Origin of the sequence: Cryptosporangium phraense, from assembly GCF_006912135.1 — a bacterium.
GTDB classification, from domain to species: domain Bacteria; phylum Actinomycetota; class Actinomycetes; order Mycobacteriales; family Cryptosporangiaceae; genus Cryptosporangium; species Cryptosporangium phraense.
Genome location: NZ_VIRS01000003.1, coordinates 256,792 through 276,288 on the forward strand (window position 1 = coordinate 256,792; position 19,497 = coordinate 276,288).

A 19,497-nucleotide genomic window follows, 5' to 3' on the forward strand; every position below is an offset into this window, starting at 1 on the left:
GGGGGTCTTTAGCCTGCCCTCGACTAGGGAGGACGACGATGTCTGCGACCGAGATCTACCGCGAGGCCCGCGACCTGCTCCTGCGGCACCGCACCGACTACGACCGCGCCGTCGCCGAGTTCACCTGGCCGACGTTCCCGGACGGGTTCAACTGGGCGATCGACTGGTTCGACGCCTACGCGCGGGGCAACGACCGGATCGCGCTGTGGATCGTCGAGGAGGACGGCTCGGAGGCGAAGTACACGTTCGACGAGATGGTCGCGCGCTCCGACCGGCTGGCCGACCTGCTGGCCGCCGACGGCGTCGGGAAGGGCGACCGGGTGCTGCTGATGCTCGGCAACCAGGTCGAGCTGTGGGAGTCGGTGCTGGCGATCACCAAGCTCGGCGCCGTCATCATGCCGACGACGACCGCGCTCGGGCCGGCCGACCTGATCGACCGCATCGACCGGGGCCGGGCGTCGTACGTGATCGCGAACGCGGCCGACGCGGGGAAGTTCGAGTCGGTGCCGGGTACCTACGGGAGGCTGGCCGTCGGTGGGGCACCCGGCTGGCGGGCCCACTCCGACGCGGCCGGGATGCCCGGCACCCGACGCGAGACGATCACCACCTCGGACGACACCCTGCTCGTGTACTTCACCTCCGGCACCACCAGCCGGCCGAAGCTCGTCGAGCACAACCAGGTCAGCTACCCGGTCGGGCACCTCTCGACGATGTACTGGATCGGGCTGCAGCCGGGCGACGTCCACCTCAACATCAGCTCGCCGGGCTGGGCCAAGCACGCCTGGAGCAACGTCTTCGCGCCGTGGATCGCCGAGGCGACGATCTTCCTCTACAACTACACGCGCTTCGACGCGGTGGCGCTGCAGGAACAGATCCGCCGGGCCGGGGTGACGACGTTCTGCGCGCCCCCGACCGTCTGGCGGATGCTGATCCAGGCCGACCTGTCCGGCGGACCGGGGTCGCTGCGCGAGGTGGTCGCGGCCGGCGAGCCGCTGAACCCCGAGGTCATCGAGCAGGTGCAGCGGCGCTGGGGGCTCACGATCCGCGACGGTTTCGGCCAGACCGAGACGTCGGTGCAGGTCGCGAACACGCCGGGCCAGGAGGTCCGGCCCGGGTCGATGGGCCGGCCGCTGCCCGGGGTGCCGGTCGTGCTGGTCGACCCGCTGACCGGGTCGTTGGCCGATTCGGAAGGCGAGATCTGCCTGGACCTGGGGGAGAGGCCGGTCAACCTCATGGTCGGTTACACCGACGATCCCTCCCGGAACGCCGACGCGATGGCCGGCGGTTACTACCACACCGGCGACGTCGCCAGCCGCGACAAAAATGGCTACATCACGTACATCGGACGTACCGACGACGTGTTCAAGGCCAGCGACTACAAGATCAGCCCGTTCGAGCTGGAGAGCGTCCTGATCGAGCACCCGGCGGTCGTGGAGGCGGCGATCGTGCCGGCGCCGGACCCGATCCGGCTCGCGGTGCCGAAGGCGTTCGTCGTGCTGGCCGAGGGCTGGGAGGCGTCGGCCGGGACGGCGGAGGCGATCCTCGTCTACGCCCGGGAGAACCTGGCGCCGTTCCAGCGGGTGCGCCGGATCGAGTTCGCGGACCTCCCGAAGACGATCTCCGGGAAGATCCGCCGGGTGGAGCTGCGCGAGCTGGAGCAGAAGCGCTTCGACACCGCGGCGGCGGACGTCCCGGAGTACCGGGACGACCACCTGCGGGGCTAACGCGCCACCAGCTCTTCGCGGAGCCGGGCGACGGCGGCCCGGTCGAGCCCGTGGGCGACCAGGTACTCCTCGACGTTTCCGATGCGGGCCAGCGTCGCCCGGATCAGCTCGGGCGGGCAGTCGAGCATGTCCTTGAGCATCGCGTCGGTGTGCTCACCGGCCGGCATCGTCGCCCGGATCTTGTCGGCGAACCCGGTCGAGAGGTTCTCGGCGGTCATCGCGTAGTCGGTCTCGATGTCGGTGGGGCTCACCCCGAGCAGCGCGTGCACGATCGCGATCACCGTGCCGGTGCGGTCCTTGCCCGCCGTGCAGTGCACGACCGCGGGCAGGGCGCCCGGCTCGGCCAGCGCGCCGACGATGCCGGCCAGCGCGTCCCCGCACTGGTCGACCATCAGGTTGTAGGCGTCGGCCAGGCTCTTCGGGCGCTCCCGGGCGTCCAGACCGGCGAACGCCGGAAGGTGCCGGTAGGTGACCGGCAGGTCGCCGAGCGCGTCCGCGGCGATCTCGACCTCCGCGCCTTCGCGCAGGTCGATGACGGTCCGGACGCCGAGGTCGGCGAGCGTGGCCCGGCCCTCGTCGTCCAGGCCGGCCAGGCCGTCGGCGCGGATGAGCAGGCCGGTTCGCACGGTCCCGCCGTCCGCGGTCGCGTACCCGCCCGCGTCGCGGACGTTGTACGTGCCGGGCAACGGCAGGCGCCGGGTCGCAGCGGCCGTCATTTGCTACCTCCAGAAGCGTCGACGTGGTCGTACGCAGCATCCTCGGTCGCGATGAACGACGGGTGAAGCGTAGGCGGTCCGGCCCGGCGGCGGCCCGGGCCGCCCAGTTCGTCGTGCCGGCCCGTGAGCTGAGGGAGTGTGGGGGCCGAAGCGGAAACGTTGGGCGCGTAGCGTCCGAAGGGTGCGAGACCTCCGCGCCCTGCCCAAAGCCCACCTCCACCTCCACCTCGAAGCGACGATGCGGCCGCAGACCACCGCGGACCTGGCCGCCGAGCTGGGCGTACCGGTTCCACCGGCCGGACAGTTCCACGACTTCACCCAGTTCATCGCCGAGTACCAGGGCCTGGTCGCGCTGCTGCGTACCCCGGCCGCGGTCGACCGGCTGATCGACGAGGCGGTCGAGGACGCCGCCGCCGACGGCGCGGTCGCGATCGAGCTGGCGTCGACCGTGCAGCACCACACCGGCATCTACGGCAGCGCCGAGGCCGCGCTGGACGCGATGCTCGCGTCGGTCGGGGCAGCCGCCGAGCGGCACGGGATCTGGGCCGGGCTGATCGTCGCGATCGACCGCACCGCGGGACCGGAGCACGCGCGGGAGACGGCCGCGCTGGCCGTGAAGCACGCCGGACGCGGAGTGACCGGCCTGGGGCTCCACTCCGAGGAGCGCGGGTTCCCGGCGTCGGGGTTCGCCGCCGAGTTCGCCGCGGCCAAGGAGGCGGGTCTGCTCGCCGTCCCGCACGCCGGCGAGCTGGTCGGCCCGATCTCCGTCAGGCAGGCCCTCGACTACCTGAAGGCCGACCGGATCCAGCACGGTGTCCGCGCCTTCGAGGACGCCTCCCTGGTGGCCGAACTCGCCGACCGCGGTGTGTGCCTGGACGTGTGCCCGACGTCGAATCAGCTGTTGCGGGTCGTCCCCAGCCTGGGCGAACACCCGCTGGCCGCGCTGCTGGCGGCCGGGGTCAGGTGCAGCATCAACGCCGACGACCCGGCGCTGTTCGGCGCCGGCCTGCTGGACGAGTACACGGTCGGCCGGGAGGCCCTGGGCCTGGACGACGAGAAGTTGGCGGCCTGCGCCCGCACGTCCGTCGACGCGAGCGGCGCCCCGGACGCCGTCCGTCGCCGTGCGGTCGCCGGGATCGACTCCTGGCTCGCCCACGACTGAGCGGCAGTCAGCAGACGCTCTGGTCACGAACCCAAATAGCGCAGTACAGCAAGCACCCGCCGGTTGGCGTCCTCGGAGGAGGGCAGGCCGAGCTTGCCGAAGACCGCCGCAACGTGCTTCTCCACCGTGCCCGCCGACACCACCAGGGTTCGCGCGATGGCCGAGTTGGACCGGCCCTCCGCCATCAGCGCCAGTACCTCACGCTCGCGTGCGGTGAGCGACTCGATTTCCGCGGCCCGTGTGCCGCCGCCCGCGAGCTGAGTGACCACCTCGGGGTCGAGGGCGGTGCCTCCGGTCGCGACGCGGGTCAGCGCCTCGGTGAACTCGGCGACGTCGGCGACCCGGTCCTTGAGCAGATAGCCGACCCCCGCGGAGCCGGCGGCGAGCAGCCGGGTCGCGAACTTCGTCTCGATGTATTGGGAGAACAGCAGCACGCCGGTACCGGGATGTTCTCGGCGGAGGTCGATCGCTGCCTGCAGGCCTTCGGTGCTGTGGGTGGGTGGCATCCGGATGTCGACGACAGCGACGTCGGGCCGGTGCTCGGCGACGGCGGATCGCAGCGCTTCGGCGTCCCCGACGGCCGCGCAGACCTCGTGCCCGCGTTCGGTCAGCATCTGGGCCATCAACTCGCGCAGGATGGCCGCATCCTCGGCGATCACGATGCGCATGGCCGGCATCGTCTCACTGCATCTCAGGCGTGCAGGGGAAGTTCGATCTCCACCGCGGTCGGGCCGCCCGGCGGGCTGCTGATCCGCAGGCTGCCGTCTACGGTGCGGACGCGTTGGGCCAGGCCCGGAAGACCCGTGCCGGTACGGATCTCAGCACCGCCGTGGCCGTCGTCGGACACCAGCAGTTGCAGCCTGTCGTTTCGCTGTTCGGCACGCAGCACCGCGTGCCCGGCCCCGCTGTGCTTGATCACGTTGGCCAGCAGCTCGGCCACACAGAAGTAGGCGATGGACTCGATCGCGGGACTCGGCCGCCTCGGCAGGTCCACCGACAGCTCGACCGGCACCAGGGTGCCCGCGCAGAGGGTGGCCAACGCGTCCGCAAGTCCTTCGTCCAGCACTGGGGGGTGGATGCCACGCGAGAGGTTGCGGAGGTCGGACAGGACCTCGCCGGCACTGCGGTGAGCGGTTCTGACCAACTCTCGCGCCCGGTCCGGATCGATCACCGGACCGCCCGCGGGGCCCAGCCTCTCGGCGGCCATGCTCAGACTCATCGCCAGCGCGACCAGCCGGACCTGGGCCCCGTCGTGGAGGTCGCGCTCCAGCCGACGCAGCCGTGCCGCCGAGTCCTCCACGGCCAGCGCCCGGGTCTCCTCCAGATTGCGCACCCGCTGGGCGAGCTCGCCCGGACCGAGCAGCACACGCACCAGCCAGCGGTCCACCGCGACCACCGCCCGGGTGAACCAGGGGGCGGCCAGCAACGTCACGACGCCGATGCCGGCGGTGATGAAGGTGGCGGCGAAGCCGGCGGAGTGCGGAGCCCCGGCGCCGCCCGGAAACGGCGAGATCGTCCGCATGAGTTCGCCGTCCGCGGGATCGACGATCAGCCAGCGCAACGGCGTGAGGAAATCGAATACGCCGATCAGCCACCAGGCGGCCGCATACAGCTGGAAGACCGCGACCGGCACCTTCACCAGTCCGTACGCGGTCGCGCGCCAGGCCGCCTCGTCCCGCAGCCGGGCGTCGAGCCGGGCGAAGAAGCCGTCGGCGGGGCGAGGCCGCGCCGGGGCGGCGACCCGATCGGCCAACAGGCGTGCCGCCAGGGCGCGCTGGAGTGCCGCCAGGGCGCCGGAGAGGCCGAGGGCCAGGACCGCCAGGACCAGCCCCGGACCGGCGCCGACCACCGACGCGGTGAGCGCCACGCCGAGGGCGAGGAGGATCAGCGCGGAACCGAAGCCGACCAGCCCGACCGGGAAGCTGAGCAGGCAGTACCCGGCCTCAGCCCAGGCGCGTCGGGTGAAGGGTGCCGTGAGGACGGCGTGCACGACCCCTGGCCGGCTCACGCGTCTCGCCGCGCCAACAGCCGGCCGCCGACCCCGAGTGCCGCCACCACGTACAGCCAGAGCACGGCAAAGCCGACCCACGGTGTGAGCACCTCCGACACCTCGCGGGAGACGCCGAGCGAGCTGCTGAAGATCAACGTCGGCAGGAACTTCGACACCGTCGGCCCGGTCAGCCCGGCGAGCAGCAGCGGCAGCACGAAGAACAGGCCGACGAACGCGCCGATCGCCGCGGAGGAGTGCCGGATCGCCGCACCCAGGCCGATGCCGATCAGGGCCACCAGCGCCAGGTACGCACCGGACAGCACGACCGCGCGCAGCACCCCGGCGTCGCCGAGGGACGGTTGCGGAACCCCGGGGGCCATGGCCGCCGTGCCGGCGAAGAAGGTCACGAAGGTGACGGACTCACCGACCACGAGCGAGACCAGTCCGACGACGGCCGACTTGGCGCCGAGCATCGTCCACCGGCCCGGCACTGCCGCGAGCGTGGACCTGATCGAGCCGGAGGAGTACTCGCCGGTGACGGCCAGAACCCCCATCAGCCCGATGACGAGCTGACCGATCACTACCCCGGCCAGCGCGTTGTTCACCGGGTCGAAGGACGCCGCGGCCGCCGGGCTGGGCGCTTTGGTGTTGGCCATCGCGGCCACTCCGACGACGATCATGCCGACCGTAGTGGCCAGCAGCATCCACGGGGTGGAACGCAGGCTGCGCAGTTTGATCCACTCCATCCGCACAGCCTGCCGGAATCCGTGACGTCCGGCGGTTCGACGGGTCATCACGACGGCGTGGTCCCTCGGTACTCGGCGCTGCCACTGGTCAGGGCGAAGAACGCTTCCTCCAGCGACCGCCCCCCGGCGGTCAGCTCGGAGACGGTGCTGTCGGCGAGCAGCCGGCCCCGTCCGATCACGATCAGGTGGTCGGCGGTGAGCGCCATCTCGCTGATGAGGTGGCTGGAGAGCAGCACGGTGCGCCCCTCGGCGGCGAGCGACCTCATCAGGTCGCGGATCCACCGCACGCCCTCCGGATCGAGCCCGTTCACCGGTTCGTCGAAGAGCAGCACCGCGGGGTCACCGAGCAGGGCCGCGGCGATACCGAGCCGCTGGGACATGCCGAGCGAGAATCCGCCGGCCCGCTTGCGTGCCACGGCGCCGAGGCCGACGGTGGTCAGCACCTCACCGACGCGTGATCGGGGGATGTCGCTCGCGGCGGCCAGCGCGGCGAGGTGGTTCCACGCGCTCCGGCCGGGATGGTAGGTGCGCGCTTCGAGCAGCGCGCCCACCTCCCGCAGCGGCCAGCGCAGTTCGCGGTAGGGCTTGCCGTTGATGGTCGCGGTGCCGTGGTCCGGGTGGTCCAGGCCCATGACCATGCGCATGGTGGTGGACTTTCCGGATCCGTTGGGGCCGAGGAACCCGGTGACCGCGCCCGGCCGGACGTCGAAGCCGAGCCCGTCCATGGCCGTCGTCGCACCGTAGCGTTTGGTCAGTCCGCTTGTTCGGATCATGAACTCGACGCTATTCACGCCGCCCGGAGCGCGGAACGCGGAAGACCTCCGTCTTTCCGTGGGGGATCACCCCCACCAGAACGCCTACGCGTTCGTGAGTCGGCCGGCCAGCGACAGCGCGACCCGCCGGGGAAACAACCGCGCCACCGACGTCAGTACCCGGTTGCCCACCCCCGCCACCGCACTCGGCGCGCCCCCGTCGAGCGCCTTCAGCGCCTCCGAAACCACCTGCGCCGGCGTCTGCCAGCGCCCACCACCGGCCTCCCTCGTTCCCACGACGTCGAAGAACTCGGTCTCGGTCGCGCCGGGGGAGAAGGCCAGGACTCGCACGCCGGTGTTCCTCAGCTGGTAGGCGAGTGCCTCGGTGAAGTTCAGGACGTACGCCTTCGTCGCGCCGTAGACCGGCATCGTCGGGGTCGGGCCGTAGGCGGCCACGCTGGCGACGTTGAGCAGCGCCCCGCCACCGGCCTCGACCATCGCCGGGACGAACGCGCGGCTGAGCTCGGTCAGTGCCCCCACGTTGAGCTGGATCATCGCGTCGATGCGGGCCGGCTCCTCGGCCAGGAACGGGCCGTACGACCCGAACCCGGCGTTGTTCACCAGCAGGTGGACGTGCTGCGGCACGGCCTCCCGCAGCGCGCGGCCGGCGTCCGGCCGGCCCAGGTCGAACGGGACGACGTCCACGGCGACGCCGTGCTCGGCGCGGATCTCGTCGGCCAGCTCGTCGAGCCGGTCCTTCCGGCGGGCGACGAGGACGAGGTCGGCGCCGCGGGCCGCCAATTGACGCGCGAACTCGGCCCCGATGCCGGCCGAGGCCCCGGTGATCAGTGCGGTCGAACCGCTGTACGTCTGCATGGCGGCAAATCTAGGCAGCGCCAGGATTCTTGTCAATGACAAGATAGGGCTAGGATCCGAACCGTGAAGGAGGGCGCTTACCACCACGGCAACCTGCGGGCCGACCTGCTGGCGGCGGCCGAGAAGGCGCTGGAGACCGTCGGCGCCGACGGCATCTCGCTGCGCGGGCTGGCCCGCGACCTCGGCGTGTCGCACGCCGCCCCGAGCCACCACTTCCGCGACAAGCAGGCGCTGCTCGACGCGCTCGCGGTCGAGGGGATCACCCGCCTCGCCGACGCGACGTCGGCCGCCGCGTCGGGCGCCGGGACGCTCCGCGACCGGGTCGACGCGCTGGTCCGGGCCTACGTCGGGTTCGCGCTCGCCCACGAGGAACTGCTGACGCTGATGCTCGGCTCGAAGCATCACCCGTCGGCCAGTGCCGACCTGGCCGCGGCCGCCGACCGCGGATTCCGGGTGGCGATCGCGCTGGTCGAGGACGGCCAGGCGAACGGCGACATCCGGGCCGGCGATCCCTACACGCTGGCGATCGTCGTGTCGGCCCAGGTGCACGGCGTGGCCGCGATGCTGGCGCGGGGGATGCTCGAGCCGATCGGCGCCGATGTGGCGATCGCCACCACCGTCGAGCTGGTGACGAGGGGTCTTTCCGGGGACGAATGACCTGCGTACGGCGTTGAGAGAAGCAGAGGCCGGTCACCGAGGTGACCGGTCTCTGTGTCACCCGCCGACGTTATGGAGATATACCGAGCATGATCGAGTGGCTGTTGGTGTTCGCAGCGCTACTCCTGGTTGCGGCATGCGGAATTTTCGTCGCGGCCGAGTTCGCGTTCGTCACCGTCGACCGGGGAGCCGTCGACCGGGCCGGCGCCACCGGCGTCCAGTCCGCGCTCCGGACGCTCTCCACCCAGCTGTCCGGGGCCCAGGTCGGCATCACGGTCACGAACCTCGCGATCGGCTTCCTGGCCGAGCCGTCGATCGCGCGGCTGCTGGAAGGCCCGCTCGGCGCTGCCGGTCTGGACGGGGGCGCGGTGACCGGCATCTCGGTCGCGGTCGCTCTCATCCTCTCGACGCTGATCACGATGCTGTTCGGCGAGCTGGTGCCGAAGAACATCGCGATCTCCAAGCCGCTCGGCACCGCGATCGCGGTCGCGCCGTTCCAGCGCGCGTTCACCCGGGCCTTCTCGCCGCTGATCCGGCTGCTCAACGGGGCCGCGAACGCGCTGCTGCGCCGGTTCGGCATCGAGCCGCAGGAGGAGCTCTCCTCGGCCCGGGCCCCGGAGGAGCTGATCTCGCTGGTCCGCCGCTCGGCCCAGCTCGGCACGCTGCCGGGCGAGACCGCCGTGCTGCTCGACCGCACGCTCGGCCTCGGCCGCCTGACCGCCGCCGACGTCATGACCCCCCGGAGCCGGCTCACGGTCGTCGGCGCCTCCGATCCGGTGCGCGCGGTGCTGACCGCGACCGGCCGGACCGGGCACTCGCGGTTCCCGGTGGTCGGCGACGACATCGACGACATCGTCGGCGTCGTCCACGCGAAGCACGCGGTCGCGGTCGCCCGCGACCGGCGCTCCGACGTCGCGGTGCGGGTCGTGATGCAGACCCCGGTGTTCATCCCGTCGACGGTCCCGGCCGACGACCTGCTGCCCCAGCTCCGTCGGGAGGGACTGCAGGTGGCGGTCGTCGTCGACGAGTTCGGCGGCACCGAGGGCATCGTCACGCTCGAGGACCTGATCGAGGAGATCGTCGGCGAGGTCGCCGACGAGCACGACCGGTCGCAGCCGGCCGGCCTCCGTCGCCGGCCCGACGGCTCCTGGGTGCTCTCCGGCCTGCTGCGCCCGGACGAGATCCGTCAGGGCGCCGGCCTGCCGGTCCCGGAGGGACCGGAGTACGACACGCTCGGCGGTTACCTGACCGTCCGCCTCGGCCGCCTTCCCCACCAGGGCGACGTCGTCGAGCTCGCCGTTCCCACTCCGGACGAGTCCCCGGACGCCGACGGGGAGCCCGAGCGGTTCCGGCTCGAAGTCGACCGGATGGACGGCCGACGCGTCGACCGGGTGGTCGTCACCACGACCGCGGGGAGTGCCCGATGAGCGACTGGGCCGGTGTGGCACTCACCGTGGGGCTGCTGCTCGCCAACGCGTTCTTCGTCGCGGCCGAGTTCGCGCTGATCTCGGCCCGGCGGACGTCGATCGAGCCCCGGGCGGCCGCGGGGTCACGGGCCGCGCGCACGACGCTGCGGGCGATGGAGAACGTCTCGCTGATGATGGCCGGAGCCCAGCTGGGCATCACGATCTGCTCGCTGGCGCTCGGTGCGGTCGGCGAGCCGGCCGTCGCGCACCTGATCGAGCGTCCGTTCTCGGCGCTGGGCATGCCCGACGACCTGCTCCACCCGGTCGCGTTCGCGATCGCGCTGTTCCTGGTCGTCGCCCTGCACGTGGTGATCGGCGAGATGGTGCCGAAGAACATCGCGCTGGCCGGACCGGACCGGGCCGCGCTGCTGCTGGCGCCGCCGCTGGCGATGGTCGTCGTCGCGCTCAAGCCGGTGATCGTCGCGCTCAACGCGCTGGCCAACGGCATCCTGCGGCTGCTGCGGGTCGAACCGAAGGACGAGGTGACCAGCGCGTTCACCCGCGACGAGTTCGCCGACGCGGTGACCGAGTCGCGCAAGGCCGGGCTGCTCGAGCCGGCCGAGCACACGCTGCTGACCAGCGCGCTGTCGCTGGACGAGCGGACGGTCCGGCGGGTCGCGCTGCCGCTGTCGTCGCTGGTGACCGTGCCGGCCTCGGCGACGCTGGAGTTCGTCGAGGACACCGCCGCCCGCACCGGCTTCTCCCGGTTCCCGGTGGTCGACGCGGGCGGGGCGCCGGCCGGCTACCTGCACCTCAAGGACGTCGTCATCGACACCGAGACCGAGGGGGTCCCGTACGACGCGACGATCCCGCCGGACCTCGTCCGGCCGCTCCCGACGGTCTCCCCGGACGCGACGATCCGTGAGGGCATCGCGACGCTCCGCGCGAGCGGGGCCCACCTGGCGCTGCTCGACGACGGGGTGTCGCTGGTCGCGCTGGAGGACATGTTGGAGGAGCTAGTGGGCGAGATCCACGACAGCGCCCACGCCTAGCTCGGAGGGACCGGCCAGGAGGAGGAGTTCGGCCCGGGTGCCGATGGCCGCGCGGCGGGACGGGTCCTTCCGGTAGGTGCGTAACGCGCGGGCCAGGAACTCCGGGTCGACCAGCGTGCCGCTCAGTTTCAGCCGGTACCAGAAGTAGCCGGGCTGGGGCGGGCGCCCGTAGAGGTCGGTCGGGTGGGGAGCGCCGAGGCCCGGCGTGCCCGGGCGGGCCTGCAGCCAGAGCACCCCGCGCCGGGCTTCGTGGCCGGTGGGTCCGCCGGGCGCGAACGCGTCCCAGGGGATCAGCCGGCCCCACGGTAACGGCGCGTTCACGACCAGCCCGGACGCGGTGAGGCGCAGGTGCGGCGGCCGGAACAGCGCCCAGACGTGGGCCCCGAGCGCGAGCACGGCCAGGACGACCAGCACCAGCCGCATCGCCTGCAGCGCCGGATCGCTGCCGGCCCCCGACCAGGACGTCCCGACCGGCAGGATCAGCCCGATCACCCCGGCCTGCGAGGCGAACAGCCAGCCGGACAACAGCGGGGTCACCGGCGCGGCGAAGGCCGGCTCGGCACGCCAGCGGCCGAGCGCGAACCCCGGGCGCGGCGGACGGCACCGCCGCCAGAACACCGCGAGATGGACGAGCGGGACCGCACCGAACACGACCACGATCGCGCCGGTGAACAGTCCCAACCCGACATACCACGGGCCGGCGGTCAGCCACCCGACCCCGCTCGACCGGATCGTCACCATCAGTGCGAAGGTGAGCGCACCGAGTAACAGTGCGACTGCGCGGCTGCGCCGGACGAGTTGGGAGATCTCTTCCGGCGTCATGGGGCCGAGGATAGAGACTCGGAGTTGCGGCGCTAGCGCCTCGGACGAATTCGCCGGAAGGCCAGTCCGGCCAGGAGCGCGGCGAGTGCGCAGTACAGCGTCACCTCGATGACTTGGAACGTCCAGTATCGACCGGGCGGCTGGTACGTGACCCGCACGTGCAGGTCGAGCTTCTCGATACAGGCCGGGGCGGTCTCCGGCGACCGGGACACGCACTCGTGGTACCGGTCGAGGTCGACGACCCGGCCGTCCCGGCCGAGCAACCGGCTGGTGGAGACGACCAACGCGCCCGGAATCTTCAGGCCACTGATGTCGGCGTCCGCGCCGAGGAAACTCAGGTTCGCGACGACCCCGGCGGTCATCGGCACCTCGCTCGCCACCGGCGTCCGGAAGTGCGGGCGGATCGTCGTCGGCACCAGGATCTGGACGACGATCACCAGCAGGCCGGTCAGCGCCATCGCGGGGAGCGTCCGCCTCAGCAGGAGGCCCAGCGTCGTCCCCAGCAGGAACGCGAAGAGCGCGTAGCCGAGCGGAGCGAGGTTGCGCAGGCCGAAGATCAGCCCGGTGAACCGGTCGCCGGCGACCGCGTCGTACGGGGACGCGGCCCAGGTCAGCAGCCCGCTGACGACCCCGGCGGCGACGACGGCGGCGAGCCCGACGACCAGCAGCTTCACCGCGAGCCAGCGGTACCGGGTGACGCTCTGGTTCCAGACCAGCCGATGCGTGCCGGTCTCCAGCTCGCGGGCGATCAGCGGAGCGCCCCAGAAGATGCCCAGGATCGGCGGGAGCAGGAGCAGGCCGGCGTCGACGAAGTACAGCAGGTTGACGTACTTGTCGGCGAACTCGGCGGCCAATGGGGCGCAGTTCGCCGTGCAGTCCACGTACGGGTCCTGACGGATCGTGAGGCCCAGCACGATCAGACCGACGGCGGCCAGGCCCAGCGCGAGGCCGCCGACGATCGCCGAGGCGCGGAACTGGCGCCAGCTCAGCCAGATCATCGCAGGCTCCCCAGCACGAGCTCCTCCAGCGACGCGTGCGGCCCGTCGCGCAACAGGTCGCGGACGTCGCCGGCCAGGCGTACGCGTCCGTCGGCCAGCACGATCAGGTGGTCGCAGACTCGCTCGACGTCGGACAACAGGTGGGAGGAGAGCACGGCGCTGGCCGCCAGCTCGGTGACCGAGTCGCGGAGGTGGTCGAGGAACTCGACGCGCGCGAGCGGGTCGAGGGCGGCCGCGGGCTCGTCGAGGATCAGCAGCTCGGGACGCTTCGCGACGGCGAGCGCGAGCGCGAGCTGGGCGCGCTGACCGCCGGAGAGCCGGCCGGCCTTCCGGCCGGGCTCGACGCCGATCGCGGCGATCCGGCGTTCGGCCAGGTCCGGGTCCCAGCGCGGGTTGAGGCGCGCGCCGAGGCGGAGGTGGTCGGCGACCGAGAGCGTCGGGTAGACCGGCGCGTCCTGGGCGACGAAGCCGACCCTGGCCAGGTGCTTCGCGTCGGCCGCGGGCGGGGCGCCGAGCACGCGCAGCGCGCCGGTCGTGGGGGAGAGAAGCCCACAGACGAGTTGGAGGAACGTGGACTTGCCTGCGCCGTTCGGTCCGACGAGCCCGACGATGCGGCCGGCCGGGACGGTCAGCGTGACGTCGGTGAGGGCGGCTCGGCGGCCGTAACGTTTGCCCAGGTGAGTGGCGTGGAGGGATTCCATGGGGCTGAGCCTGGGCGGTGGGCGGCCCGGGCGCGCCGGTCGTCGGACGGGTTACGGCAGTACTTTCGACCGGTTCGGGCGGCGGGGCAGTTTTCGTAGGGTGCTCGGGTGTGGACGCGACTTCTCGGTAACGCGGTGTTGGGCGTCGGGTGTGCGGCCGGTGTGGTGGTGACCGCGGTGGCGATCCGGGTGAGCTGGGGTGGGGCTTACTGGGTGCCGGGGGTGGTGAGTGGGGTCGCGCTGACCGGGTGTGCGCTGGTGCGGCATCGGTGGGTGGTGGGGGCGGCGGTCGTTGGGGTGGTGGTCGCGGGGGTGGCGGCTGTGGTGGCCGGGGTGTTCGGGTGGCCCGACGAGCCGAGCCCGGTCGCCGCGTTCGGCCTCGCCGTGCTGGTCGCGACGGGTCTGCGCGGGGCGGACGGGGACGGTTCGGCCGCGCGGGCCTCTCGGGGTGGCGGGGCGGGGCGGGCTTTCCGGGGTGGCGGGGCGGGGCGGGCTTTCCGGGGTGGCGGGGCGGGGTGGCCCGGGCGCGGTCTCGGGGCGGCGGTGGCTGGTGGGGGGATCGTGGTCGTGAGCGGGAGCCTGGTGGGCGGGTTGGCCGGCGGCGGTGGGGTTGGGCCGGTGCCGGTCGTGGACCTCGTGCTGGTGGTGGGTGGGGTGGCGGTCGGGCTGGGGCTGCGGGCGGTCGACGAGCGGCGGCGGGCGGCCCGGGACGCGGTCCGGCGGGAGGAGCGGCTCGAGCTCGCGCGCGACCTGCACGACGTCGTCGCGCACCACGTCACCGGGATCGTCGTCCAGGCCCAGGCGGCCCGGCTCGCCACCCGGCGCGACGCGTCGCTCGCGCCGCTGAGCGGGCCGCTCGAGGGCATCGAGACCGCCGGTACGGAGGCGCTGGCCGCGATGCGTCGGGTCGTCGGCGTGCTGCGCGACTCGGCCGACGCCGCTCCGCGCACCGCCGAGGACCTGCCGGACCTCCTGGACTCCTTCGCCGCCCGCGGCGGTCCGGTGCTGCACCGGCAGCTGCCCGACGGGGCCGGCCGCCCGCCCGAGCTGACGTCCACCGTCTACCGGGTGGTGCAGGAGGCGCTGACCAACGTGTCGCGCCACGCGACGCAGGCGTCGACGGTGTCGGTCGCGGTCGTCGAGGACGGCGACCGGCTCACGGTCGAGGTGATCGACGACGGACCGCCAGCGTCGTCGCGGGGCGCACGCAGCGGTTACGGGCTGATCGGGATGCGCGAGCGGGTCGAGTCGCTGGGCGGAGTGCTGCAAGCGGGCCCCCGCGAGGGAGGCGGATGGTCGGTCCGCGCCGAACTGTCGGTGGCGGGATCAACGGCGTCCGGGTCGCCCGCGGCCGGGTCATCCGCGGGTGGGCCGCCCGCGGGTGGGCCGCCCGTGGGCGGGTCGCCCGTGGGCGGGCCGTCCGGGGCCGGGCCGTCCGGGGCCGGGCCGTCCGGGGCCGGGCCGTCCGGGGCCGGGCCGTCCGGGGCCGGGCCGTCCGCGGGCGGGTCGCCCGTGGGCGGGCCTCCGGGGGGTGAGCTGTGAGGATCCGGCTGCTCGTCGCGGACGATCAGGCCATGGTGCGCAGTGGACTCCGGCTGATCCTCGAGGATCAGCCGGACTTCGAGGTGGTCGCCGAGGCGGCCGACGGGGCCGCGGCCGTCGCGCTGGCCCGGCAGCACCGCCCGGACGTGTGCCTCGTCGACATCCGGATGCCCCGGCTCGACGGGATCGAGGTCACCCGTGCGCTAGCCGGGCCGCACGTGACCGACCCGCTGCGGGTCGTCGTCGTGACCACGTTCGACACGGACGAGTACGTGTACGGCGCCCTGCGCGCCGGCGCCACCGGGTTCCTGCTCAAGGACGCCGGCCCGGCGCTGCTCGTCGAGGCGGTCCGAGCCGCTCACGCCGGCGATGCGCTGGTGTCGCCCTCGATCACCGTCCGTCTGCTCCGGACGCTCCGCGGCCCGCTCGAGCGTCGCAAAATAACAAGCCCGGAGCGGCCGCTATCCGATCGCGAACTCGACGTCGTCCGCGAGATCGCCCGCGGGCGGACCAACCGCGAGATCGCCGCCGACCTGTTCATCTCGCTCAGCACGGTCAAGGGCCATGTCGCCGGTATCCAGGCCAAACTCGGCGTGGGGAACCGCGTCCAGATCGCGGCCTGGGCCTGGGAGAACCAGATCGTCGGCTAGATGAGTCTTGCAGAAGGCGGTAGTGGCGCCGGCGGCGCCAGGTGGTCGGTAATCCGGCCGCGATGCAGAACAGATGCGCGACGCCTTGCTGTGGGCGGCTTCGAACGGGCGGGCTGGGGGCGGCTTCGAACGGGCGGCCTTCCCGGATCCCGGCCTGCGGCGACGGCGCTTTCTGGCTGGTGCGCGCTCGCAAATTCGTCTGCTGCTTTCCGGGATTGGTCAACTTACCTGACCAAGTAGTCAGGAAAGTTGACCAATCCGCAGAACGCCACGGATCGGCCAGAACCGTTGGTGGCCTGTGCGGCTACAACAAGCTGCCGAAAGCCGCCGACAGCTGCCGACAGCCGGGCAAGCCTCCGCGTCGCCGCCTGGCCCCCGGCGCGGATCGGCGCCGATTCCCGCTACCTGCCCGCTAGCTCTCCACGATTTGCCGAGAAATCGGCCTTCTGCCGAGCTCTACAAGCCCGGAAAGCCGTCAAACCGCGCGCCGCACCTGAGGGCTGCCTCGTAATTCGGTCCGGGCGGCCGTGACCGGCCTCGGTCCGGGCTCAGACGGTCGCGGTGAGGTTGTGCATGTAGGCGATTCCGCGGGCGGCGTGGGCTGCGCCGGTGCCGCAGCGACGGCAGTCGCGGAGGATTTTCCAGTTCTTCATCCGGGCCATAACGTGTTCGACGCGGGCACGGACGCCGCGGTGAGCGCGGTTGTGGTCTTTCTTTTCAGTCCGGCATCGGGGTCTTGTCGCGGTTGCGGCGGTGCGGGATGACGACGCCGGTGCAGCGGGGTCCGCGGTAGGCGATGACGGTCGCGTCGCGGGTCGTCCAGGCGGCGCCGGAGTCCTCGTAGACGGTGCAGTCGTTGCGGCTGCCCGCTTCCGGGTCACCGCAGGAGACGACGAGTTGGGTGTCGGCGTCGATGACGGCCTGCACGTTCACTGAGTACCGGTAGTTCTTCGACCGTGCGGTGATGGCCTGGTCGCGGACCGGGATCAGGGTGCCGTCGACGATGAGACCGTCTCGGGTGAGTGCCGGCGGACCACCGGTGAGAGCGGCGCGAGCCGGTCGATGATGCGGTGCACGGCGGCCTGTTTGATCCCGAACAGCGGCGCGACTTGGCGCATCGTCAGATTCGTGCGGTAGTAGACCGCGACCAGCAGGACCCGGTCGGCCAGCGGCAGGCACCACGGCCGTCCGGGTCGTCGGTCCGCGACGCCGACAACACCACCGCGCAGCACCCAACGACGAGCACAGCCCGTGCTTACGAGTCAGGCCTTAGAGCTTGCGGGCTACTCCGCTGTAGACGGCGAGTTCCTTCGGGTGGGTGCCGGGTTCGGGGCGCCACAGTGGGTTCGAGACGACGCCCGGCTCGACCAGCTCCAGGCCGTCGAAGAACGCGGTGATCTGCTCGACGGTACGCAGCGTGTAGTCGGGCGCGCCCTCGACGTGGGCGGTCCGGGCGGCGGTGTCGTTCTGCGGCGTCGTGATGCTGTCGTTGATCGCGAGGTAGCTGCCCGGCGCCAGCGCGTCGACGATCTCGCGGACGACACCGGCGGGATCGTGCTCGTCGGGGATGTGGCCCAGGATGCCGACCAGGATCACCGCGACCGGCTGGGAGAAGTCGAGCGTCGCCGCGGCGGCCCGGAGGATGCCCTTCACGTCCCGGGCGTCGGCGTCCACGTAGTCGGTGGCGCCCTCCGGGCTGCTGGTGAGCAGCGCGCGGGCGTGTACGAGCACCAGCGGGTCGTTGTCGACGTAGACGACCCGGGACTCGGGGGCGAGGCGCTGGGCCAGCTCGTGCGTGTTGTTCGCGGTCGGCAGGCCCGGGCCGATGTCGAGGAACTGGCGGATGCCGGCCTCACCGGCCAGGAACCCGACGGCGCGGGCCAGGAACTGGCGGCCGGCCCGGGCGAACTCCACCATCTCGGGAAGCTGCGCGGTGATCGCCTCGGCGGCGGCCCGGTCCGCGGCGAAGTTGTCTTTCCCGCCGAGCAGGTAGTCCCACATGCGGGCGCCGGCCGGTTGGTCGGTACGGAGGCGGGCCTGCAGGTCGGAGTTGGGGCCAGTGGTCATGTGCATGCCCCTCTCGGCTGAGACCGTCGTGCCTGTAGGAAGCATAGTGACCATCCACACAGACGCGTTCGTACCCCTCAAATCGGGTCTTCACCTGCGGATACTCTGCAGTGGCCGGTCGAAGAAGAGCGTGGTTCCGTGGACCGGGTCGGGTTCGGTCCGGCCGGTCTCGGTGAAGCCGACCTTGGCCAGCACGCGACGGCTCGCGGTGTTCCAGTCGCGAACCGTCGCCCACAGACGTTCGTATCCGGACGCTCGCGCCCAGCCCAGCACCGCCCACGAGGCCTCGGTGGCGTATCCGTGGCCCCAGGCGCGGCGCAGCAACTCGTAGGCCAGCTCCGGCTCGTCGGCCGGAAAGCGTTCGGTCCGGACCAGCCCGCAGTACCCGACGACGTCGTGGGTGGCCGTCCGCTCGATGGCCAGCAGGCCGGTCGACGACGGCCGGCTCCGGCGGATCGCGTCCTCGAGGTCGGCGACGGTGGGGTGGCCGGCGGCGTCGATCCGGCGGTGGGGCGGGACGCGCGGATCCCGTTCGGTCCACAGCTCCCGCTGGATGGCCGCTTCGTCCACCCGCCACGGCCTGAGCAGCAGGCGCTCCGTCGTCAGCATGGCTCTCGGGGCAGCCTCGTGAGCTCACGCCGGAGGGACGGCGTGCGCACGGCTTTACGGACCCGGTCGAGGGTCGGGTGTTCGCCGATCGCCGGCCACAGCGAGAACAGCAGGTGATCCCGGGCGCGCATCGTCGCCTTGTCGGTCGTCGGGTCGACGGCGACGATCCGGTCGAGGATCGGGGCCAGCAGCGGATGGTCACGCTCGGGATCCCGGCCGCTGGCGGCCACCAGCGCCGGGACGAGCACGCTCAGCTCGTCGATCTCCGGGAGAACGCCGGCGGCCTCACCGGCCAGGACCTGCGACAGCCCCTCGACGTCGGCGCCGAACGCGCTGAACGCGTCCGAGGCGAACCCCGGGCCGATCCGCTTGTCCTGGGTCACCGCCAGCGCCTCCGGCCAGCCCTGAGCGCGGGCCACCCCCGTGACTAGCCGCCCCTTCAAAGCAGCCATCCCGTCCCGGTGCTGCCCGGCGGCGTAGCGCTTCCAGCCGGCGAAGAACCCGGCCGCGTCGCCCCGGTCGGCGAGGACGGCGGCGACGTCCCGGTGACCGGCCCACCCGGTGTCGCCCGGGATCCGGTCGGCGGCGGCCAGCGCCCCTTCCAGGTCGTCGGCGGTGAGACGATTCAGCACCTGCTGACGCCGGATCCCGCACGTCCCGGGCAGCAGCGCGACCAGCTCGTCGACGTCCGAATCGTCCAGAGCGCCGGCCGCGAGCAGCGCGCAGGCGGCGTCGGCGAACCGGAAGGGTCCGGGCCGGCCCAGCGACCGCACCACGTCCCGGAAGGGACGCGGGGCCCCCAGGGTCCGGGTGACGGTCGGCGGACCGTCACCGGTGGCCGGCAGGCGGTCGCCGAGCTCGCGGAGCAGGCGGTCGCGCGGCGCGGCCCAGGCCGCGGGCACCGGATACGGAGGCGAGGCCATGGCCTCGCGCTCGGCCGCCGTCGCCGGAGCCGTCAGTCCCTGGACCACCACGTCCAGCACAGGTCCCGCCATGCGACCGATTGAAGCCGGTGACCGCACGGCGG

Annotated in this window: 19 protein-coding genes and 1 pseudogene; 7 read left to right on the top strand and 13 right to left on the bottom strand. The window is 72.5% G+C overall.

Translation table 11 applies throughout. The annotated features are described in order from the left end of the window. Nucleotides 1–38: 38 nt before the first annotated feature. Entirely contained in the window at nucleotides 39–1,724 is a 1,686-nt protein-coding gene (locus FL583_RS05865) for an AMP-binding protein (RefSeq protein ID WP_142703422.1), read from the top strand. On the opposite strand, the gene FL583_RS05870 is transcribed toward FL583_RS05865, so the two are convergent. Further along, nucleotides 1,721–2,440, bottom strand: coding sequence for a tyrosine-protein phosphatase (locus FL583_RS05870; protein WP_142703423.1), 720 nt, complete (start codon nucleotides 2,438–2,440; stop codon nucleotides 1,721–1,723). The two genes, FL583_RS05865 and FL583_RS05870, sit on opposite strands and share 4 nt — an antisense overlap. A 181-nt stretch (nucleotides 2,441–2,621) precedes the next feature. Between FL583_RS05870 and add the strand changes: the two genes are divergently transcribed. Further along, nucleotides 2,622–3,602, top strand: coding sequence for an adenosine deaminase (add, locus tag FL583_RS05875; RefSeq protein ID WP_142703424.1), 981 nt, complete (start codon nucleotides 2,622–2,624; stop codon nucleotides 3,600–3,602). A 23-nt stretch (nucleotides 3,603–3,625) separates the two neighbouring features. Here the strand turns inward: add and FL583_RS05880 are convergent, their stop codons facing one another. The 5 genes from FL583_RS05880 to FL583_RS05900 form a co-directional block, all read right to left on the bottom strand. Continuing rightward, nucleotides 3,626–4,270, bottom strand: coding sequence for a response regulator transcription factor (locus FL583_RS05880; RefSeq protein WP_142703425.1), 645 nt, complete (start codon nucleotides 4,268–4,270; stop codon nucleotides 3,626–3,628). 23 nt (nucleotides 4,271–4,293) lie between these two features. Further along, nucleotides 4,294–5,610: a sensor histidine kinase gene (locus FL583_RS05885; protein WP_205751874.1), complete on the bottom strand. Its 1,317-nt coding sequence runs from the start codon at nucleotides 5,608–5,610 to the stop codon at nucleotides 4,294–4,296. Then, nucleotides 5,607–6,338 carry an ABC-2 transporter permease gene (locus FL583_RS05890; RefSeq protein ID WP_205751875.1) on the bottom strand — a complete coding sequence of 244 codons (732 nt, stop codon included), beginning with the start codon at nucleotides 6,336–6,338 and terminating at the stop codon, nucleotides 5,607–5,609. The genes FL583_RS05885 and FL583_RS05890 overlap by 4 nt, the downstream gene beginning before the upstream one ends. A 47-nt stretch (nucleotides 6,339–6,385) precedes the next feature. Continuing rightward, nucleotides 6,386–7,111 (bottom strand): ABC transporter ATP-binding protein, encoded by a 726-nt coding sequence (locus tag FL583_RS05895; RefSeq protein ID WP_142703427.1) that lies wholly within the window; start codon nucleotides 7,109–7,111, stop codon nucleotides 6,386–6,388. An 84-nt stretch (nucleotides 7,112–7,195) separates the two neighbouring features. Then, nucleotides 7,196–7,966: an SDR family NAD(P)-dependent oxidoreductase gene (locus FL583_RS05900; protein ID WP_142703428.1), complete on the bottom strand. Its 771-nt coding sequence runs from the start codon at nucleotides 7,964–7,966 to the stop codon at nucleotides 7,196–7,198. Nucleotides 7,967–8,029: 63 nt separating this feature from the next. On the opposite strand from FL583_RS05900, the gene FL583_RS05905 reads away from it, so the two are divergent. The 3 genes from FL583_RS05905 to FL583_RS05915 all read left to right on the top strand — a co-directional run bounded on the left by FL583_RS05905 (nucleotide 8,030) and on the right by FL583_RS05915 (nucleotide 11,081). Continuing rightward, complete coding sequence (locus tag FL583_RS05905) at nucleotides 8,030–8,623, top strand: TetR/AcrR family transcriptional regulator (protein ID WP_142703429.1); 594 nt, start codon at nucleotides 8,030–8,032, stop codon at nucleotides 8,621–8,623. 89 nt (nucleotides 8,624–8,712) lie between these two features. Further along, complete coding sequence (locus FL583_RS05910; protein ID WP_142703430.1) at nucleotides 8,713–10,050, top strand: hemolysin family protein; 1,338 nt, start codon at nucleotides 8,713–8,715, stop codon at nucleotides 10,048–10,050. Then, nucleotides 10,047–11,081: a hemolysin family protein gene (locus tag FL583_RS05915; RefSeq protein ID WP_142703431.1), complete on the top strand. Its 1,035-nt coding sequence runs from the start codon at nucleotides 10,047–10,049 to the stop codon at nucleotides 11,079–11,081. Before FL583_RS05910 ends, FL583_RS05915 begins: the two co-directional genes overlap by 4 nt. Here the strand turns inward: FL583_RS05915 and FL583_RS05920 are convergent. From FL583_RS05920 to FL583_RS05930, 3 genes are read right to left on the bottom strand one after another with little or no spacing between them, the layout of a single operon-like run. Then, nucleotides 11,046–11,903: a hypothetical protein gene (locus FL583_RS05920; protein WP_142703432.1), complete on the bottom strand. Its 858-nt coding sequence runs from the start codon at nucleotides 11,901–11,903 to the stop codon at nucleotides 11,046–11,048. The genes FL583_RS05915 and FL583_RS05920 overlap by 36 nt on opposite strands. A 32-nt stretch (nucleotides 11,904–11,935) precedes the next feature. After that, a complete protein-coding gene (locus tag FL583_RS05925) occupies nucleotides 11,936–12,901 on the bottom strand; it encodes an ABC transporter permease subunit (RefSeq protein WP_142703433.1) in 966 nt (321 codons plus the stop codon). After that, complete coding sequence (locus FL583_RS05930) at nucleotides 12,898–13,602, bottom strand: ABC transporter ATP-binding protein (RefSeq protein WP_142703434.1); 705 nt, start codon at nucleotides 13,600–13,602, stop codon at nucleotides 12,898–12,900. The genes FL583_RS05925 and FL583_RS05930 overlap by 4 nt, the downstream gene beginning before the upstream one ends. 108 nt (nucleotides 13,603–13,710) lie before the next feature. On the opposite strand from FL583_RS05930, the gene FL583_RS42360 reads away from it, so the two are divergent. Both FL583_RS42360 and FL583_RS05945 read left to right on the top strand, forming a co-directional pair. Beyond that, complete coding sequence (locus FL583_RS42360) at nucleotides 13,711–15,144, top strand: sensor histidine kinase (RefSeq protein WP_205751876.1); 1,434 nt, start codon at nucleotides 13,711–13,713, stop codon at nucleotides 15,142–15,144. Then, nucleotides 15,141–15,794: a response regulator gene (locus FL583_RS05945; protein WP_142703435.1), complete on the top strand. Its 654-nt coding sequence runs from the start codon at nucleotides 15,141–15,143 to the stop codon at nucleotides 15,792–15,794. The genes FL583_RS42360 and FL583_RS05945 overlap by 4 nt, the downstream gene beginning before the upstream one ends. Nucleotides 15,795–16,342: 548 nt before the next feature. Here the strand turns inward: FL583_RS05945 and FL583_RS05950 are convergent. From FL583_RS05950 to FL583_RS05965, 4 genes and pseudogenes are all read right to left on the bottom strand, one after another. Then, nucleotides 16,343–16,990, bottom strand: a pseudogene (locus FL583_RS05950) (transposase family protein); the annotation flags it as partial. A 73-nt stretch (nucleotides 16,991–17,063) separates the two neighbouring features. After that, on the bottom strand, nucleotides 17,064–17,861 hold the full coding sequence (locus FL583_RS05955) for an SAM-dependent methyltransferase (RefSeq protein WP_205751877.1): 798 nt from the start codon (nucleotides 17,859–17,861) through the stop codon (nucleotides 17,064–17,066). 90 nt (nucleotides 17,862–17,951) lie between these two features. Then, entirely contained in the window at nucleotides 17,952–18,470 is a 519-nt protein-coding gene (locus tag FL583_RS05960; protein ID WP_142703438.1) for a GNAT family N-acetyltransferase, read from the bottom strand. After that, nucleotides 18,464–19,465, bottom strand: coding sequence for a hypothetical protein (locus FL583_RS05965; protein ID WP_142703439.1), 1,002 nt, complete (start codon nucleotides 19,463–19,465; stop codon nucleotides 18,464–18,466). Before FL583_RS05965 ends, FL583_RS05960 begins: the two co-directional genes overlap by 7 nt. Nucleotides 19,466–19,497: the final 32 nt, after the last annotated feature.

Coding starts and splice junctions, on each gene's coding strand:
- FL583_RS05865 (WP_142703422.1), top strand. CDS start 39: ATGTCTGCGACCGAGATCTACCGCGAGGCCCGCGACCTGCTCCTGCGG.
- FL583_RS05870 (WP_142703423.1), bottom strand. CDS start 2,440: ATGACGGCCGCTGCGACCCGGCGCCTGCCGTTGCCCGGCACGTACAAC.
- FL583_RS05880 (WP_142703425.1), bottom strand. CDS start 4,270: ATGCGCATCGTGATCGCCGAGGATGCGGCCATCCTGCGCGAGTTGATG.
- FL583_RS05890 (WP_205751875.1), bottom strand. CDS start 6,338: ATGGAGTGGATCAAACTGCGCAGCCTGCGTTCCACCCCGTGGATGCTG.
- FL583_RS05895 (WP_142703427.1), bottom strand. CDS start 7,111: ATGATCCGAACAAGCGGACTGACCAAACGCTACGGTGCGACGACGGCC.
- FL583_RS05900 (WP_142703428.1), bottom strand. CDS start 7,966: ATGCAGACGTACAGCGGTTCGACCGCACTGATCACCGGGGCCTCGGCC.
- FL583_RS05910 (WP_142703430.1), top strand. CDS start 8,713: ATGATCGAGTGGCTGTTGGTGTTCGCAGCGCTACTCCTGGTTGCGGCA.
- FL583_RS05915 (WP_142703431.1), top strand. CDS start 10,047: ATGAGCGACTGGGCCGGTGTGGCACTCACCGTGGGGCTGCTGCTCGCC.
- FL583_RS05920 (WP_142703432.1), bottom strand. CDS start 11,903: ATGACGCCGGAAGAGATCTCCCAACTCGTCCGGCGCAGCCGCGCAGTC.
- FL583_RS05925 (WP_142703433.1), bottom strand. CDS start 12,901: ATGATCTGGCTGAGCTGGCGCCAGTTCCGCGCCTCGGCGATCGTCGGC.
- FL583_RS05930 (WP_142703434.1), bottom strand. CDS start 13,602: ATGGAATCCCTCCACGCCACTCACCTGGGCAAACGTTACGGCCGCCGA.
- FL583_RS05955 (WP_205751877.1), bottom strand. CDS start 17,861: ATGACCACTGGCCCCAACTCCGACCTGCAGGCCCGCCTCCGTACCGAC.
- FL583_RS05960 (WP_142703438.1), bottom strand. CDS start 18,470: ATGCTGACGACGGAGCGCCTGCTGCTCAGGCCGTGGCGGGTGGACGAA.
- FL583_RS05965 (WP_142703439.1), bottom strand. CDS start 19,465: ATGGCGGGACCTGTGCTGGACGTGGTGGTCCAGGGACTGACGGCTCCG.